Origin of the sequence: Pseudomonas fragi (assembly GCF_900105835.1) — a bacterium.
Taxonomy (GTDB): Bacteria; Pseudomonadota; Gammaproteobacteria; order Pseudomonadales; family Pseudomonadaceae; genus Aquipseudomonas; species Aquipseudomonas fragi.
On record NZ_LT629783.1, the window covers coordinates 168,571 to 185,436 of the forward strand.

The window sequence follows — 16,866 nt, forward strand, 5'->3', positions numbered from 1 at the left end:
TGCGTTGCAGGGGGCTCAGGCGATCCGGGCAGTCAGTTCGGCCTGTTTGAGGTTGCCTACGCGCACCGTGCGCCAGACGTTGTAGGCCATAAGCAGCATGCCGCAGAGGAAAAACACACCGCCCACCAGGCGCACGACGAAGCCAGGGTGGCTGGCCTGCAGTGACTCCACAAACGAGTAGGTCAGCGTGCCGTCATCGTTGATTGCGCGCCACATCAGGCCCTGGGTGATGCCGTTGACCCACATCGAGGCGATATAAAGCACGGTGCCAATGGTGGCCAGCCAGAAGTGCAGGTTGATCAGCGGGGTGCTGTACATCTGCTCGCGGCCGAAGATTTTCGGGATCATGTGGTACAGCGCGCCGAAGGTGATCATCGCCACCCAGCCCAGGGCCCCGGCGTGAACGTGGCCGATGGTCCAGTCGGTGTAGTGGGAGAGGGCGTTAACGGTCTTGATCGCCATCATCGGGCCTTCAAAGGTCGACATGCCGTAGAACGCCAGCGACAGCACCAGAAACCGCAGGATCGGGTCGGTGCGCAATTTATGCCAGGCGCCCGAAAGGGTCATCATGCCGTTGATCATGCCGCCCCAGCTGGGGGCCAGCAGGATGATCGACATCGCCATGCCCAAGGACTGGGCCCAGTCCGGCAGCGCGGTGTAGTGCAAGTGGTGGGGGCCGGCCCAGATATACAGGGTGATCAGTGCCCAAAAATGTACGATGGACAGGCGATAAGAGTAAATCGGCTTGCCGACTTGTTTGGGCACGAAGTAGTACATCATCCCCAGAAAGCCCGTAGTCAGGAAGAAGCCGACGGCGTTATGCCCGTACCACCACTGCACCATGGCATCGGTGGCGCCGGCATACACCGGGTATGACTTGAACCAGTCCACGGGGATCGCCAGGTGGTTGACCACATGGAGCATGGCGATCACCAGGATAAAGGCGCCGAAAAACCAGTTGCCGACATAGATATGCTTTGTCTTGCGTTGCACCACGGTGGTGAAAAACACGATGGCGTAGGCCACCCACACCACGGTCAGCCAGACAGCGCCGGTAAACTCGATTTCGGCGTATTCCTTGGTGGTGGTGTAGCCCAGGGGCAGGGTGACCAGCATGATCACGATCACCGACTGCCAGCCCCAGAAAGTAAAGGCCGCGAGTTTGTCCGAGTACAGCCGTACCCCGCAGGTACGTTGTACGGCGTAATAGCTGGCGGCAAATTGCGCGCTGCCGGCAAAGCCGAAAATCACCAGGCTGGTGTGCAACGGTCGCAGGCGGCCGAAGGTGGTCCAGGGCAGGTCGAGGTTCATCTGTGGCCAGGCCAGTTGTGAGGCGATCCACACGCCCATGGCCATGCCGACTACGCCCCACACTACGGTCATGATGGCGAATTGGCGGACGACCTTATAGTTATAGGCCTGCCCGTTCAGTGCTGTGCTCATGCTCAAGTCTTCCACGGTTCAAAGTCCTGCCAGGCCTCGTGGTCTGGCGCAGGGTGAACTTTAGGAAGTGGGGCAAAAACAAAACAGATGCAGAAAACAAGAATTAATACGGCGCACAAATTTGCGCAGGTTCAGGCGTATTTTGATCAATCTGATCTGGTTTTCGAGTGTTTTATAATCACCATCTATAACTGAGCTGTAAGGCTCATGCCGATATGTATTGAGTATTCGATCACAATCATCGTCGGATAAAACCGGGTTCTGCGGTGATTATTCTATGCTTGGCTATACCTATAGGGGCGCGTTCCTACGGCTGCGCCCCCTACAGGAGCTACAGAATGAAGCTTGGCTTAATGATCGGTACGTTGTGCATCGCATCAATCGGGATGGTCGGTTGTGCGAGCAAGGTCCAGCAGCCGGATGAATATTCCGGTTTTTTAAAGGATTACAGCCGCCTCAAAGAGGCCAAGTCGCCTTCTGGCGCTGAGGTGATGCGCTGGGTCGATCCCAAACTGAAGCCAAAACAGTACACCAGCGTCTATATCGAACCGACCCAGCTGTACCCGGCGCCCAAGCCAACCGAAAAAATCCCGCAAAGCACCCTCAATGGCATCACCCAATACTACGACCAGGCGCTCAAGCGTGAGCTGAGCAAATCATTGCCATTGGCCAGTGCCCCGGGGCCGGGCGTGATTGTGGTGCGTGCGGCCATCACCGCAGTGAGCAGCGAGACCGAAAGCCTGGCGCCGTATGAATACATTCCGGTAGCACTGGTAGCGGCGGCAGTGAGCACCGCGTCGGGGATTCGCGACCAGGAAACCCAACTGGCCACCGAGGCGGTGTTTATCGACGGGAAAAGCCAGGATGTAGTGGCCCAGGTAGTGCGCAAGGGCACCGGCAAGCCATTGGCCAATGCCAGCCAGGCAATGAAGGCCGATGACGTGAAAAACGTGATTGATACCTGGGCCTCGGACTTGCACCAGTCTTATTTGAAGCTCAACAAGTAAGGGTACCCGGTGTAGCCGCCAGACCCCGGATATTGCGTAGCAGCTGACGAGCGGAGCGAGGCTGCGTTCGGCGGCGTAGCCGTCGTAGAACCTGAATCCAAGGTTCTACGACCATACCGTGCACTCTGGCATTACCAAGGCTGCACTACGCGGACGCAGCCTTCGGCAGCTGCTACGGAGGTGTTTGGCTAACCACCGGCGTCAGCAAGGGCATTTTCCATTCTCCGCTGGCAACCTCGGGCTTGGGCATGTAAATGCGCAATACACCATAAAACGGCCCGTCAGGTGCTGGCAGCCAGTTGTTTTGCCGCTCGCTGGCGGGCGCCTTGTGCTGCACATACAGCGTCAAGCTGCCATCGGTATTGCGCTTAAGGTCCGGCAACATGCGTGAGTTGATCAGGTAGCGGTTGATCGGGTTGTCGACCAGCAATTTGTTTTTGCCGTCATACATCGTCAGCGACCAGAACGCATTGGCGGGCGGCAGCGCATCCTTGTTGAAATGCAGGGTGTAGCTGTGTTTTGAGGCGTCGACGGGGTGCTGCTGGTTGTCGACGAAGTAGCCGATGTAATTGGCCTCCGCGGCCGAGTTGCCGAATATCCCCATGTTGGCGCCCGCGTAGCGATACAGGTAGTTGTTGTGCAGGTGTTCGCGGGAACCGAACAGGTCGCCGCTGCTGATTTCATGGGTGTCGACTTTGTCTTTTTTGAACTGCGCGAATTCGGCCTTGCCTGCCGCAATTCCGTCCTCCAGTGCCTTGCGCTGTTCAGCTGTCAGCTCGGTCAGGTTGTAGGGCTGGCCCGGTTCAATGCCGATTTTCTTGAAGCGCTCGCGCAACGCCGTTTCGCTGGGTTGAGGCTGGGCAAATGCGAGCATGAAGTTGAGGTACTTGAACAGTTCGGGGCTGTCACTCATGTCGGCAACGGGCGCAGGCCAGTCCACGGCTGGGGCTGCTGCGGGCTCGGATTTGCCGAGAAACTGGCTCAGGGGCTGGACCTTGTAACCGCGTTGTATCTGCTTGACCTTGGCCAGGTCTTTATCATCGAACAGTTGCGTTCGATACAAGCCGTAGGCAATGGCGCTCTCACTGGGGATCACGGCATCGATACCGGCGGGTTTTTCCCCGCTCCAGCCGGGCCCGCTGATCATGAAATTGCCGCCTTTATTACCTGTTGTACGGGTGCCCAGGTAGGCGAAGTTTTGCGTGTACAGATCGATCAGTTGGGTGGAGTAGTAGCGGCCGTCCTCAATGGCAGGCAGGGTCAGCACCAGCGGTTCTGTGCGCAGGTCCATCCACAGGAACGAGTAGGGCGTGTCCGAGTTGGGGGTTACGAACGCCGTATCCCGGGGGGTGAACACCATCGCGGTGTTGCCGATTTGGTTGAACGGCGCCTTGAAATTATTGCCCTGTGTATCCACGGCCTGGGTGTAGAGGGTTTTGTACATCTCCACCACCGGGAAGCCATACAGGTAGGCTTCCCTGGCGATGGTCGTGGCCTCGGCGGGGGTGGCGCTGAAGTTGATGGCCGCGGCGTTGCCTGCCGCGATGGACAGGCAGACAGCGAGCAGGCTGCAGGGGGGCTTGATGTGCATGGCGGTTCCCTATTTCCCGAAGGTGACGTTGATCCCGGCGAACAGGGTGAACTGGGGCAGGTCGTCGCCCTTGCGTTCCACGGTCCATTGCGGCTCAACGAAGGCATTGAGGATGTTGCTGCCGGCTTTCCAGGCCTTGCCCACACCCAGGCCAATGGGGATGTAGTGGGTGTTGTTTTTCAGGTCGTAAGTCCAGGTGCCGGTAGAGCGCAGGTACCAGCCCTTGGGCAGGTTGTGGATGATAAATGGCTGGAAGGTGGCGCTTTCGACATGCTGGCGGTCGCTGTCCCCGGCAAACGAGCTCTGATACTGCACCAGTGCGCCCAGCAGGCCCCGGGGTGAAGCGTCGATGGCAATGGCCGCGAGGCCGGCTTGCCACTTGCCGGTGCCCAGTTCGTCATGCTCGGCGGTGGGCGCGGTGATTTGCGGGCCGATGCCCAATTGCACGCCTTCGGTCTTGAGCAGGAATATATCGAACAGGTTGAGGTCGCCCATGCCGGTGCTGTAGCCGCCGTGCGGGTCGGGGCGGGTGCTGACCGGCAGCGTGACGCGCAGCAGTTGCGGCACGCCGATAAAGTCATTGGGCGCCACGGGCAGGGCGCCGCGCAACAGGGCGTCGTTGGTGTGGATATTGCTGTCGTAGACCTGCGGTGTGTAGTAGTCCTGCAGGTTGATGCCGGGGGCCAGGTTGAGCGGGTTGTTGCTTTTGTTGGCGGTCTCGGCATTGTCCGCCCATGCATCGGCAATGGGGCACAGGGCGAGGCTGAACAACAGACCTGAGGCAAGGCGAGTGATGGGCATGGCGATCCTGTTCCTTGGGCGCTAGCCGTGAACGCTAGCAGCAGGTCAAGATTTGGCTCATTGCATGTAGGGTTTTTTGGTTGTTTTGCGCACGGGTATACAGAAATACCTGCCTGGGGGCGAAATAGTTAACCTGGGCGCTGGAAGGGTGGATGTAGGAATAGTCTTTTTGTAATGAGAAGCATGAGATTTTATGTTCAGCCCATAGGTGAGCCCGGCTGATTCATGTTTAACTTCGGCCTCTTCAACAACCTGTCAAAAAGGATATCGTTCATGGCTCAAGTGACGCTTAAAGGCAACCCTGTTCAAGTCAATGGCGAACTGCCTGCAGTGGGTTCCATCGCCGCCGCATTTTCGCTGGTTGCCGGTAATCTGTCCGATGTAACGCTGGCCGACTTTGCCGGCAAGCGCAAAGTGCTGAATATCTTCCCAAGCGTAGACACCCCGACCTGCGCCGCTTCGGTACGCAAGTTCAACGCTGAAGCCAATGCGTTGCCAAACACTGTTGTACTGAACATCTCGGCTGACCTGCCGTTCGCCCAAGCCCGTTTCTGCGGCGCTGAAGGCCTGGAAAACGTACAAAACCTGTCGACCCTGCGCGGCCGCGAGTTCCTGGAGAACTACGGCGTGGCAATCGCCGATGGCCCGCTGGCTGGCCTGACTGCGCGTGCGGTGGTGGTACTGGACGAAAACAACAACGTGCTGCACAGCGAGCTGGTTCAAGAAATCGCTGAAGAGCCGAACTACGAAGCAGCCCTGGCTGTTTTGAAGTAAGTCCCAGCGCAAGCCCGAAACGGCCTGGCACTTGAAGTGCCGGGCCGTTTTTTTTTCGTACTACCTGCCCGACCCCGTTGCTCGCGATGATATCGCTGCGGTTTACCTGAAAATCCGCCCATCTTCATCTCAGTGACACGTCTATAACGTAAATAGCGGGTAAAGAACCTTTTCATAACGGTCTGCACTGCTTATCGTTCCACTTCCTGAAAATTCTCGCTCGCGCTAATGGTTGATCACTCCATGCAATCCTCTGTTTCCCACAAATCCCGTTTCTGGCTGTTTGGCCTGCTGGTCTTGCTGATTGTCGTTGGCCTGTGCTGGTGGCTATGGCCGTCTGCCGCTAACAAGGCTGCGACCGATCAGCCCGCCGGGCACGCCGGTCGCTCGGGCATGATGCGCCCGGGCTTTGGCGGCTCGACGCAGCCTGTACCGGTGCGGGTGTCGGAAGTGAAACAGGGTGATTTCCCGATTTACTACAAGGCGCTGGGCACAGTCACTGCGCTCAACACCATCAATGTGCGCAGCCGTGTAGCAGGGGAGCTGGTCAAGGTCTATTTCAAGGAAGGGCAGATGGTCAAGGCTGGCGACCTGCTGGCTGAAATCGACCCACGCAGCTATCAGAATGCCCTGCTGCAGGCCGAAGGCACGCTGCTGCAGAATCAGGCCCAGCTGAAAAACGCCCAGGTCGATGTGCAGCGCTATCGCGGCCTGTACGCCGAGGACAGTATCGCCAAGCAGACCCTGGACACCGCCGAAGCGCTGGTCAGTCAGTATCAGGGCACGGTCAAGACCAATCAGGCGGCGGTCAATGACGCCAAGCTGAATCTGGAATTCACCAAGATCCGTGCCCCGATCAGTGGCCGTGTCGGCTTGCGCCAGCTGGACGTTGGCAACCTGGTGGCGGCCAACGATGCCACGGCGCTGGTGGTGATCACCCAGACCGAGCCCATCGTAGTCAGCTTCACCCTGCCCGAAACCAACCTGGCGCTGGTGCTTGAGCGTTATCGCAGTGGCGCGAAAATGCCGGTGCAGGCCTGGAATCGTGGCGACACCCAGGAACTGGCAGTCGGCGTGTTGAGCAGCATCGACAATCAGATTGATATCACCACCGGCACCCTGAAATTCAAGGCGTTGTTCGAGAACCGCGATCAGGCGCTGTTTCCCAACCAGTTCGTCAATGTACGCCTGCTGGCCGACACCCTGAAAAACGTGGTGCTGGCCCCGACTGCGGCTATTCAGTACGGCACCAACGGCTCGTTCGTGTATGCGATGGACGGCGACAACAAGGTCAAGATTCGCAGCATCAAAGTGGGTGCCACCGATGGCGATGTGACCGTGATCGAAGACGGCCTCAAGCCGGGTGATCGCGTGGTGCTTGAAGGTACTGACCGTCTGCGTGATGGCGGCGCGGTGGAAGTGGTCAACGACACTGCCGAAGTACCTGCCACCCCGGTGCAGCATCTGCAGGGCGGCCCTGAAGCCGATGCCGCACCTGTCGCCGACAAAACCAAGTCCAAGGCCCGCGAATGAACCTGTCGCGCCTGTTTATCCTGCGCCCGGTTGCAACCACGCTGTGCATGCTGGCCATCGTGCTGTCCGGGATCATCGCCTATCGCTTGCTGCCGGTATCGGCCTTGCCCCAGGTCGACTACCCGACTATTCGCGTGATGACCCTGTATCCGGGGGCCAGCCCGGATGTGATGACCAGCGCGGTGACGGCGCCGCTTGAGCGTCAGTTCGGGCAAATGCCGGGGCTGACGCAAATGGCCTCCACCAGTTCCGGCGGCGCGTCGGTGCTGACCCTGCGTTTCAACCTCGACATCAATATGGATGTTGCCGAGCAACAGGTGCAGGCCGCGATCAACGCCGCCAGCAACCTGCTGCCCAAGGATTTGCCGGCACCGCCGGTGTACAACAAGGTCAACCCGGCGGATACCCCGGTGCTGACCCTGGCCATCAGCTCCAAGACCATGCTGTTGCCCAAGCTCAATGATCTGGTCGATACGCGCATGGCGCAGAAAATCGCCCAGATCAGCGGCGTGGGCATGGTCAGTATTGCCGGCGGTCAACGCCAGGCGGTGCGGATCAAGGTCAACCCCGAGGCGCTGGCCGCCAACGGCCTGAACCTGGCCGACGTGCGCACCCTGATCGGTGCGTCCAACGTCAACCAGCCCAAGGGCAACTTCGACGGCCCGACCCGGGTGTCGATGCTGGACGCCAACGACCAGTTGAAAACCCCGCAGGAATACGCCGAGCTGATCCTTGCCTACAACAACGGTGCGCCGTTGCGGCTCAAGGACGTGGCCGAGATTGTCGACGGCGCCGAGAACGAACGCCTGGCGGCATGGGCCAACGAAAACCAGGCCGTGTTGCTCAATATCCAGCGCCAGCCCGGCGCCAACGTGATTGAAGTGGTGGACCGGATCAAGGCGCTGCTGCCGAGCATCACCGATAACCTGCCTGCCGGTATCGATGTCACGGTGCTCACCGACCGAACGCAAACCATCCGTGCCTCGGTGCGTGATGTGCAACACGAATTGCTGATCGCCATCGCCCTGGTGGTGATGGTGACGTTCCTGTTTCTGCGCCGCGCCAGCGCCACCATTATCCCGTCGATTGCCGTGCCGCTGTCGCTGGTCGGCACCTTTGGCGTGATGTACCTGGCCGGGTTCTCGATCAACAACCTGACGCTGATGGCCCTGACCATCGCCACCGGTTTTGTGGTCGATGACGCCATCGTCATGCTGGAAAACATCTCGCGCTATATCGAGGAAGGCGACAGCCCGATGCAGGCGGCGCTCAAGGGCGCCAAGCAGATCGGCTTTACCCTGATCTCGCTGACCCTGTCGCTGATTGCGGTGTTGATCCCGCTGCTGTTTATGGCCGATGTGGTCGGGCGCCTGTTCCGTGAGTTCGCCATCACCCTGGCGGTGGCGATCCTGATCTCGCTGGTGGTCTCGCTGACCCTGACCCCGATGATGTGCGCGCGCCTGCTCAAGGCCGAACCCAAGCCCGAAGAGCAGGGGCGCTTTTACCGTGCCAGCGGCGCGTTTATCGACTGGATGATCGCCGAATACGGGCGCATGTTGCAGTGGGTGCTCAAGCACCAGCCGCTGACGTTGCTGGTGGCCATCGGCACACTGGCGCTGACCGTGTTCCTGTACATGGTGGTGCCCAAGGGCTTTTTCCCGGTGCAGGACACCGGGGTGATCCAGGGCATTTCCGAGGCGCCGCAGTCAATTTCGTTCAGCGCCATGAGCCAGCGTCAGCAGGAGCTGGGCAAGATCATCCTGCAAGACCCGGATGTCGAGAGCCTGTCGTCTTACATCGGTGTGGACGGGGATAACCCGACGCTCAACAGCGGCCGTATGCTGATCAACCTCAAGCCCCACAGCGAACGCAGTGACAGCGCCACCGAAGTGATTGCACGGCTGCAGCCGCAACTGGACAAGCTGTCGGGTATTCGCCTGTTTATGCAGCCGGTGCAGGACCTGACCATCGAAGACCGCGTCAGCCGTACCCAGTACCAGTTCAGCCTGTCGTCCCCGGATGCCGACATGCTCAGCACCTGGACGCAAAAGCTGGTCACCGCGCTGTCCAATCAGCCCGAGCTGGTGGATGTGGCCAGTGACCTGCAGGACAAGGGCCTGCAGGTGTACCTGGTGATCGACCGCGATGCGGCTTCGCGCCTGGGCGTGTCGGTGGCCAATATCACCGATGCCTTGTATGACGCTTTCGGCCAGCGGCAGATTTCGACCATTTACACCCAGGCCAGCCAGTACCGGGTGGTCTTGCAGGCCAAGGACGGCGAAAAAATCGGCCCGCAGGCGCTGGACCAGATCCACGTCAAAACCACTGACGGCGGCCAGGTGCGCTTGTCGAGTCTGGCCAGGGTCGAGGAGCGTCAGGCGCAACTGGCGATTTCCCATATCGGCCAGTTCCCTTCGGTGATGGTGTCGTTCAACCTCGCGCCCGGCGTGGCGTTGGGCCAGGCCGTGGAACTGATCGACCAGGTGCAGAAGGACATCGGCATGCCGGTGGGGGTCAAGACCGAGTTCCAGGGCGCCGCACAAGCATTCCAGGCGTCGCTGTCGAGCACCTTGCTGCTGATTCTGGCGGCGGTGGTGACCATGTATATCGTGCTGGGTGTGCTCTACGAGAGCTATATCCACCCGATCACCATTCTCTCGACCCTGCCGTCGGCGGCGGTCGGTGCCTTGCTGGCGTTGATCCTCAGCGGCAATGACCTGGGCATGATTGCGATCATCGGCATCATCTTGCTGATCGGCATCGTCAAGAAAAACGCGATCATGATGATCGACTTCGCCCTCGACGCCGAGCGCAACCAGGGCATGGCGCCCGAGCAGGCGATCTATCAGGCGGCGCTGCTGCGCTTCAGACCGATCCTGATGACCACCCTGGCTGCGCTGTTCGGTGCGGTGCCGCTGATGCTGGCCACCGGCTCCGGTGCTGAATTGCGCCAGCCGCTGGGCCTGGTGATGGTCGGCGGTTTGCTGGTGAGTCAGGTATTGACCCTGTTTACCACGCCGGTGATCTATCTGTACTTCGATCGTTTGGGCCGTCGCTGGCGCGGCAGTGCGGCCCAGGCTGAGCAGGCGTCGGTATGAACCTGTCCGGCCCGTTTATCAAGCGCCCGGTAGCCACCATGCTGCTGAGCCTGGCAATCATGTTGCTGGGCGGGGTGAGCTTTGGCTTGCTGCCGGTGTCGCCGTTGCCGCAAATGGACTTCCCGGTGATCGTGGTGTCGGCCAGCTTGCCCGGGGCTAGCCCCGAGGTCATGGCCTCCACCGTAGCCACGCCGCTGGAGCGGGCCTTCGGTGCGATTGCCGGGGTCAATACCATGAGCAGTAATTCGAGCCAGGGTTCGACCCGGGTGATTTTGCAGTTTGATCAGGATCGCGACATCAACGGCGCGGCGCGGGAGGTGCAGGCGGCAATCAACGCCTCGCGCAACCTGCTGCCCAGCGGCATGAAAAGCATGCCCACCTACAAGAAGATTAACCCGTCGCAAGCGCCGATCATGGTGCTGTCGCTGACCTCCGAGGTGTTGTCCAAGGGCCAGCTCTATGATCTGGCCTCGACCATCCTCTCGCAAAGCCTGTCCCAGGTGCCGGGTGTGGGTGAAGTGCAGATTGGCGGCAGTTCGCTGCCCGCCGTGCGCATCGAACTGGAACCGCAACTGCTCAACCAGTACGGCGTGTCGCTGGATGACGTGCGCAGCACCATTGCCAATGCCAACGTGCGCCGGCCCAAGGGCGCGGTGTCCGATGGCGAGCGCAACTGGCAGATCCAGGCCAACGACCAGTTGGAACAAGCCAAGGACTACGAGCCGCTGATCATCCGTTACCAGGACGGTGCGGCGCTGCGCCTGAGCCATGTAGCCAAGGTCAAGGACAGCGTGGAAGACCGTTACAACAGCGGGTTTTTCAATAACGATGCGGCGGTGTTGCTGGTGGTCAACCGCCAGGCCGGGGCCAATATCATCGAGACTGTGAACGCGATCAAGGCCCAGTTGCCGGCGCTGCAGGCAGTGCTGCCGGCCAGCGTGCAGTTGAACCTGGCCATGGACCGCTCGCCGGTGATCAAGGCCACGTTGCATGAAGCGGAAATGACCCTGCTGATCGCCGTGGCGCTGGTGATCCTGGTGGTGTTCCTGTTTCTCGGCAATTTCCGCGCGTCGCTGATTCCGACGCTGGCGGTGCCGGTGTCGTTGGTGGGCACCTTTGCCATCATGTACCTGTATGGTTTTTCGCTGAACAACCTGTCGCTGATGGCGCTGATTCTGGCCACCGGGCTGGTGGTGGACGACGCCATCGTGGTGCTGGAGAACATCTCGCGGCATATCGATGCCGGTATTGCACCGATGAAAGCAGCGATGCTGGGGGCCAAGGAAGTCGGTTTTACCCTGCTGTCGATGAACGTGTCGCTGGTGGCGGTGTTCCTCTCGATCCTGTTTATGGGCGGGATTGTCGAGAGCCTGTTCCGCGAGTTCTCTATCACCCTGGCCGCCTCGATCATCGTGTCGCTGGTGGTGTCCCTGACCCTGACGCCGATGCTCTGTGCGCGCTGGCTCAAGCCCCATGTGCCGGGCACCGAGAACGCCATGCAACGCTGGAGCATCCGCCTTAACCAGCGCATGGTCAGTGGCTACGCCCGCAGCCTGGACTGGGTGCTGCGGCACAAGCGCCTGACCCTGCTCAGCCTGCTGGTGACCATCGGGGTCAACGTGGCGCTGTATGTGGTGGTACCGAAAACCTTTATGCCGCAGCAGGACACCGGGCAACTGATCGGTTTTGTGCGCGGTGACGATGGGCTGTCGTTCAGCGTGATGCAGCCGAAGATGGAGATCTTCCGCAAGGCAGTGCTGGCCGACCCTGCGGTAGAGAGCGTCGCCGGTTTTATTGGCGGCAATGGCGGCACCAACAATGCCTTTATGATCGTGCGCTTGAAGCCGATCTCGGAGCGCAAGGTGTCGGCGCAAAAAGTCATCGAACGCCTGCGCGAAAACATGCCCAAGGTGCCCGGCGGCCGCCTGATGCTGATGGCCGACCAGGACCTGCAGTTTGGTGGCGGGCGTGACCAGACCAGCTCGCAGTACTCCTACATCCTGCAAAGTGGCGATCTTGGCGAGTTGCGCACCTGGTACCCGAAAGTGGTCGCTGCGTTCAAGGCATTGCCGGAGTTGACGGCCATTGATGCGCGTGAAGGCCGCGGTGCCCAGCAGGTGACGCTGGTGGTCGACCGCGACCAGGCCAAGCGCCTGGGGGTGGACATGGACATGGTGACCGCCGTGCTCAACAACGCCTACAGCCAGCGGCAGATTTCCACCATCTACGACAGCCTGAACCAGTATCAGGTGGTGATGGAGGTCAACCCCAAATACGCCCAGGACCCGGAAACCCTGAATCAGGTGCAGGTGATTACTGTCGATGGCCAGCGGATTCCGTTGTCGGCCATTGCCCACTATGAAAACAGCCTGCAGAACGACCGTGTTTCCCACGAAGGCCAGTTCGCTTCGGAGAGCATTGCCTTTGATCTGGCCCCCGGTGTGACCCTGGAGCAGGGTACGGCAGCCATTGAACGGGCGGTGGCCAAGCTCGGCCTGCCGGAAGAGGTCATCGTGAAAATGGCAGGTACGGGTGATGCCTTTGCCGCCACGCAAAAAAGCCAGCCGTTCATGATTCTCGGGGCGCTGGTGGCGGTGTATCTGGTGCTGGGGATTCTCTATGAGAGCTATATCCACCCGCTGACCATTCTGTCGACCTTGCCGTCGGCCGGGGTGGGCGCGCTGCTGAGCATTTACCTGACCGGGGGCGAGTTCAGCCTGATCTCGTTGCTGGGGCTGTTCCTGTTGATCGGCGTGGTGAAGAAGAACGCCATTTTGATGATCGACCTGGCGCTGCAACTGGAGCGGCATTCAGGCCTCGACCCGCAAGCCTCGATCCGCAGTGCCTGCCTGCAGCGCTTGCGGCCGATCCTGATGACCACCCTGGCGGCCATTCTCGGTGCCTTGCCATTGATGCTCAGCAGCGCCGAAGGTGCGGAGATGCGCCAGCCCCTGGGCCTGACCATCATCGGCGGGTTGATCTTCAGCCAGATCCTGACCCTTTACACCACTCCGGTGGTTTACCTCTATCTCGACCGCCTGCGCCATCGCTTCAACAAGTGGCGTGGCGTGCGCACTGATGCTGCTCTGGAAACTCCGCTATGACCTCTCGTTTGTTTCTCCTTGCCCCGGCGATTTCCATTGCGTTGCTCAGCGGCTGTGCAATTGGCCCGGACTACCAGCGCCCGCAAACGGCGGCGCCCCTTGAGTTCAAGCAGGCGGCCGGCTGGACCCAGGCCAACCCGAGCGATTCATTGGCCCGTGGCGCATGGTGGGAACTGTATGGCGACCAGCAGCTCAACGCCCTGGTCGAAAAACTCAACAGTGCCAACCAGAGCGTGGCCCAGTCCGAAGCCCAGTTCCGTCAGGCCCAGGCTCTGGTGCGCAGTGCGCGCGGAGCGTTCTTGCCCAGCGCCGACCTGAGCGTGGGCAAGACCCGCTCCAGCCAGGGTACCGGCAGTTCCAACTCCAGCCTGACCAGCTCCAGCAGCGGCATTCGCGACACCTTGAATGCCCAGGTCGGGGTCAGTTGGGAGGCCGATGTGTGGGGCAAATTGCGTCGTGGCCTGGAAGCCAACGAGGCGAGCGCCGAAGCCAGCCTGGCCGATCTCGCGGCCATGCGTCTGAGCCAGCAGTCGGAGCTGGTGCAGAACTACCTGCAATTGCGGGTTATCGATGAGCAGAAGCGCTTGCTCGAAGCCACGGTCGAGGCCTATCAGCGCTCGCTGAAAATGAGCGAAAACCAGTACCGGGCGGGGATTTCCGGCAAGGATGCGGTGGCCCAGGCGCAAACCCAGCTGCGCAACACCCAGGCCAGCCTGATCGACCTGATCTGGCAGCGGGCGCAGTTTGAAAACGCGATCGCGGTGCTCACCGGGCAGGCGCCAGCGGGGTTCAACCTGGCGGAAATAAAAGACGTGCCGAAACTGCCGCAGATCCCGGTCAGCCTGCCGTCGCAACTGCTGGAGCGGCGTCCTGACATCGCCTCGGCGGAGCGTTCGGTGATTGCCGCCAACGCCAATATCGGCGTGGCCAAGGCGGCCTACTACCCCGATTTCAGTTTGAGCCTGTCGGGCGGCTACAGCAGCAGCCAGTACCAGGACTGGATCAGCGTACCCAACCGCTTCTGGTCGGTGGGGCCGAAAATCTCCCTGCCGTTGTTCGACGGTGGCCAGCGTTCGGCAGAAGTGGATCGCAACGAAGCCGTGTATGACCAGACGGTGGCCAAGTATCGCCAGACCGTACTCGACGGTTTGCGCGAAGTGGAAAACTACATGGTGCAGTTGAAAGTGCTGGGGGATGAAACGGTAGTGCAGGAACAGGCACTGGACTCGGCCCGCGAGTCGTTGCGCCTGACCACCAACCAGTACAAGGCCGGGCTGATAGCCTACCTTGACGTGGTATCGGTGCAGACCACCGCATTGAGCACCGAGCGCAGCGTACTGAACCTGCTGCAAAGCCGGTTGATCGCCAGCGTGCAGTTGATCGCGGCGCTGGGCGGTGGCTGGGATGGCAATACCGACCTGAGCGACAAGTAACATCTCCTGTGGGAGCGGGCTCGCCCGCGATGAAGTCCCCGTGGCTTGCCTGGGAGGCCGCGTTGTTTGCATCGCAGGCAAGCCTGCTCCCACAGGTTAGCGGTGTCTTTCTATGAGTAAAAACTGAACCGGTCCTTGCCGCTGTTCTTGGCCCTGTACAGGGCCTTGTCGGCCTTGGCCAGCGCCTGGTTGAGCGTGTCGGCGTCTTCGACCCGAGCCAGGCCGATGCTCACTGTCACCGGGTGCTCATCGGGGTCTTCGCGCACCTGGCGACACAAGCTGGTCATCAGCCCCTCAACGTCTTCGCGGCGTACGCCTGACAGGTACACGGCAAACTCCTCGCCGCCCAGGCGCGCAAACTCATGCCCGACCATCACCGCCTTGATGCTGGCGGCTGTGCGCTTGAGCACCTCATCACCCATATCATGGCCGTAGCGGTCGTTGACCTTCTTGAAGTTGTCGATGTCGATCATTGCCAGGTAATGATCGTGTTCACGCGGCATGGCCCCCAGGAGCAGGCCTGCATGCAGCATAAAGGAGCGCCGATTGGGGATCTCGGTCAGGGCGTCGATATAGGCCTGCACCGACAGCCGCTTGGACATGATGTAGTTGTGCAGCTTGATGCGGCGCAACTTAAAAAAGCTGTAGATCGTCAGGCTGCACAAAAAAGTGAAATAGCACAGGATCAGCAGGCCGCGCAGGTCCATGATCGAGGCTTGAGTCATCAGGAACGGGTTGAGCAGCAGGCAGGTGATCGCGGCAACGCCCAGGAAGGCCCAGCGGCTCAGGGGCAGGACCGAGGCACTGTAAAGGATGCTGGAACTGGCCAGTGCCAGCCAGATGGGCTGCGTTTCGGCCGGCAGGCCAAAGGTGACCAGGCGCAAGCCCAGGGTAATGACCGCGACGAACATCAGGTTGAGTACGTCGAAATGCCGGTAACTGGGAATAAAGCCAAGAATGATGGTGAGCACCGCCATTACGCTGATAAACAGCAAAGACAGACCGGTAAAGCCCTGGCCGCCCTTGAAGCTGACAATCAGGTTGAACAGCAACCAGATGGCAATGCTGGTGATATAGGTCAGGCGGCAAAATTTGCGCAGTTTTTCGAAGTCATGTTGGGCAAATTCAGCTTGCAAGGCAGGTGGCGCAGATTGTTTGGAGATCTCGGATTCAATGGTTTTGAGCATCGCGCGCCTTGGACACTGTCGGATGACGGACTCCGGGCAAAACGAGTTTAAACATCTCCCGCCCGGGTTACACCTGTAACCCTAGCAGGAGTTGGCTGCATATCGAAACGCGCCCGGCGTGCGGTTCAGCCGTTGTGGCTGAACACTTCGCCGATGCTGCGACGGCGCGCCTGTTGCTCACTGGCCCGGATCAGTTCTTCAAGGTCTTCGGGGGTCACGTCTATAAACGCATCCATTTGTTGCAGTGCGTGGTGCAAGTCCTCGGCGGTAATGCCCGGGTCGGTCGGGGCCTGCCCGGTTACCACTACAGGGCTGGGCTCGGCGGGCTTTTTTGGGTAACGCACGCGGGTCAGGTTGTTGTAGGCCAGCGCCGCGAGCAGCATGCACACGGCGCTGAGCATCACCGGCGCCAGCACACCCCAGCCCAGGCTGGCGCTGTCGGGGTCAGCCAGGACCACCAGCAATGCCAGGGCTCCGGCAGGCGGGTGCAGGCAGCGCAGCGGGCACATGCACAGCAGGGCAGCACCGACGGCCAGGCAGGCGCTGTCCAGGCCGCGGCCAAAAAAGTACACCACGCCCAGTGATACCACCGTGGCGCACAGGTAGCCGCCGACAATCGACCAGGGTTGCGCCAGTGCCCCGGAGGACACCGCAAACAGCAAAATGGCCGAGGCACCCAGCGGGCCGATCAGGTGCATGGCCACGGGCAGGCCGAAAAATTGGCTGCATACCCAGACACTGAACAACGTGCCAAGTGATACGCCAATGGCAGCGCGGCTCCATTCGGAGGGACGGGTGTTCGTAGCCGCAGGCAACAGGCGGCTGATCCAGCGGGTTGGCATGGTCAGGGGGATCCGGTTTTGTGGAACGGGCGGGTAAAAAAAGGGCTTGGCGG

11 protein-coding genes are annotated in these 16,866 nt (G+C 60.4%); 6 read left to right on the forward strand and 5 right to left on the reverse strand.

The features are described from left to right. Positions 1–15: 15 nt before the first annotated feature. The gene (gene ccoN / locus BLU25_RS00805) at positions 16–1,443 is read right to left on the reverse strand and encodes a cytochrome-c oxidase, cbb3-type subunit I (protein ID WP_020467784.1); all 1,428 of its coding nucleotides are present in this window, start codon (positions 1,441–1,443) and stop codon (positions 16–18) included. A gap of 338 nt (positions 1,444–1,781) precedes the next feature. On the opposite strand from ccoN, the gene BLU25_RS00810 reads away from it, so the two are divergent. Then, positions 1,782–2,450: a DUF3313 domain-containing protein gene (locus tag BLU25_RS00810; RefSeq protein WP_016780454.1), complete on the forward strand. Its 669-nt coding sequence runs from the start codon at positions 1,782–1,784 to the stop codon at positions 2,448–2,450. Positions 2,451–2,622: 172 nt separating this feature from the next. Here BLU25_RS00810 and BLU25_RS00815 read toward each other — a convergent pair whose 3' ends face one another. Further along, complete coding sequence (locus BLU25_RS00815) at positions 2,623–4,041, reverse strand: DUF1254 domain-containing protein (RefSeq protein WP_083369469.1); 1,419 nt, start codon at positions 4,039–4,041, stop codon at positions 2,623–2,625. Positions 4,042–4,050: 9 nt separating this feature from the next. Next, a complete protein-coding gene (locus tag BLU25_RS00820; protein ID WP_016780455.1) occupies positions 4,051–4,842 on the reverse strand; it encodes a hypothetical protein in 792 nt (263 codons plus the stop codon). 273 nt (positions 4,843–5,115) lie between these two features. Here BLU25_RS00820 and tpx point away from each other — a divergent pair, with 273 nt between their 5' ends. The 5 genes from tpx (at position 5,116) to BLU25_RS00845 (ending at position 14,784) form a co-directional block, all read left to right on the forward strand. Beyond that, positions 5,116–5,616 (forward strand): thiol peroxidase, encoded by a 501-nt coding sequence (gene tpx, locus BLU25_RS00825; protein WP_016780456.1) that lies wholly within the window; start codon positions 5,116–5,118, stop codon positions 5,614–5,616. 228 nt (positions 5,617–5,844) lie between these two features. Next, positions 5,845–7,149 (forward strand): MdtA/MuxA family multidrug efflux RND transporter periplasmic adaptor subunit, encoded by a 1,305-nt coding sequence (locus BLU25_RS00830; protein WP_029611356.1) that lies wholly within the window; start codon positions 5,845–5,847, stop codon positions 7,147–7,149. Next, entirely contained in the window at positions 7,146–10,247 is a 3,102-nt protein-coding gene (locus BLU25_RS00835; RefSeq protein WP_016780458.1) for an MdtB/MuxB family multidrug efflux RND transporter permease subunit, read from the forward strand. Before BLU25_RS00830 ends, BLU25_RS00835 begins: the two co-directional genes overlap by 4 nt. Continuing rightward, positions 10,244–13,351, forward strand: a complete 3,108-nt coding sequence (locus BLU25_RS00840; RefSeq protein ID WP_083369470.1) for an efflux RND transporter permease subunit — start codon at positions 10,244–10,246, stop codon at positions 13,349–13,351. Before BLU25_RS00835 ends, BLU25_RS00840 begins: the two co-directional genes overlap by 4 nt. Continuing rightward, a complete protein-coding gene (locus BLU25_RS00845; protein WP_016780460.1) occupies positions 13,348–14,784 on the forward strand; it encodes an efflux transporter outer membrane subunit in 1,437 nt (478 codons plus the stop codon). The genes BLU25_RS00840 and BLU25_RS00845 overlap by 4 nt, the downstream gene beginning before the upstream one ends. Positions 14,785–14,894: 110 nt before the next feature. Here BLU25_RS00845 and BLU25_RS00850 read toward each other — a convergent pair whose 3' ends face one another. Together BLU25_RS00850 and BLU25_RS00855 are read right to left on the reverse strand one after the other, a co-directional pair. Continuing rightward, the gene (locus BLU25_RS00850; RefSeq protein ID WP_016780461.1) at positions 14,895–15,971 is read right to left on the reverse strand and encodes a GGDEF domain-containing protein; all 1,077 of its coding nucleotides are present in this window, start codon (positions 15,969–15,971) and stop codon (positions 14,895–14,897) included. Positions 15,972–16,096: 125 nt separating this feature from the next. Then, the gene (locus BLU25_RS00855; RefSeq protein WP_016780462.1) at positions 16,097–16,813 is read right to left on the reverse strand and encodes an HPP family protein; all 717 of its coding nucleotides are present in this window, start codon (positions 16,811–16,813) and stop codon (positions 16,097–16,099) included. Between the last annotated feature and the right edge of the window lie 53 nt (positions 16,814–16,866).

Coding starts and splice junctions, on each gene's coding strand:
- BLU25_RS00855 (WP_016780462.1), bottom strand. CDS start 16,813: ATGCCAACCCGCTGGATCAGCCGCCTGTTGCCTGCGGCTACGAACACC.
- BLU25_RS00820 (WP_016780455.1), bottom strand. CDS start 4,842: ATGCCCATCACTCGCCTTGCCTCAGGTCTGTTGTTCAGCCTCGCCCTG.
- ccoN (WP_020467784.1), bottom strand. CDS start 1,443: ATGAGCACAGCACTGAACGGGCAGGCCTATAACTATAAGGTCGTCCGC.
- tpx (WP_016780456.1), top strand. CDS start 5,116: ATGGCTCAAGTGACGCTTAAAGGCAACCCTGTTCAAGTCAATGGCGAA.
- BLU25_RS00850 (WP_016780461.1), bottom strand. CDS start 15,971: ATGCTCAAAACCATTGAATCCGAGATCTCCAAACAATCTGCGCCACCT.
- BLU25_RS00835 (WP_016780458.1), top strand. CDS start 7,146: ATGAACCTGTCGCGCCTGTTTATCCTGCGCCCGGTTGCAACCACGCTG.
- BLU25_RS00815 (WP_083369469.1), bottom strand. CDS start 4,041: ATGCACATCAAGCCCCCCTGCAGCCTGCTCGCTGTCTGCCTGTCCATC.
- BLU25_RS00845 (WP_016780460.1), top strand. CDS start 13,348: ATGACCTCTCGTTTGTTTCTCCTTGCCCCGGCGATTTCCATTGCGTTG.
- BLU25_RS00830 (WP_029611356.1), top strand. CDS start 5,845: ATGGTTGATCACTCCATGCAATCCTCTGTTTCCCACAAATCCCGTTTC.
- BLU25_RS00840 (WP_083369470.1), top strand. CDS start 10,244: ATGAACCTGTCCGGCCCGTTTATCAAGCGCCCGGTAGCCACCATGCTG.
- BLU25_RS00810 (WP_016780454.1), top strand. CDS start 1,782: ATGAAGCTTGGCTTAATGATCGGTACGTTGTGCATCGCATCAATCGGG.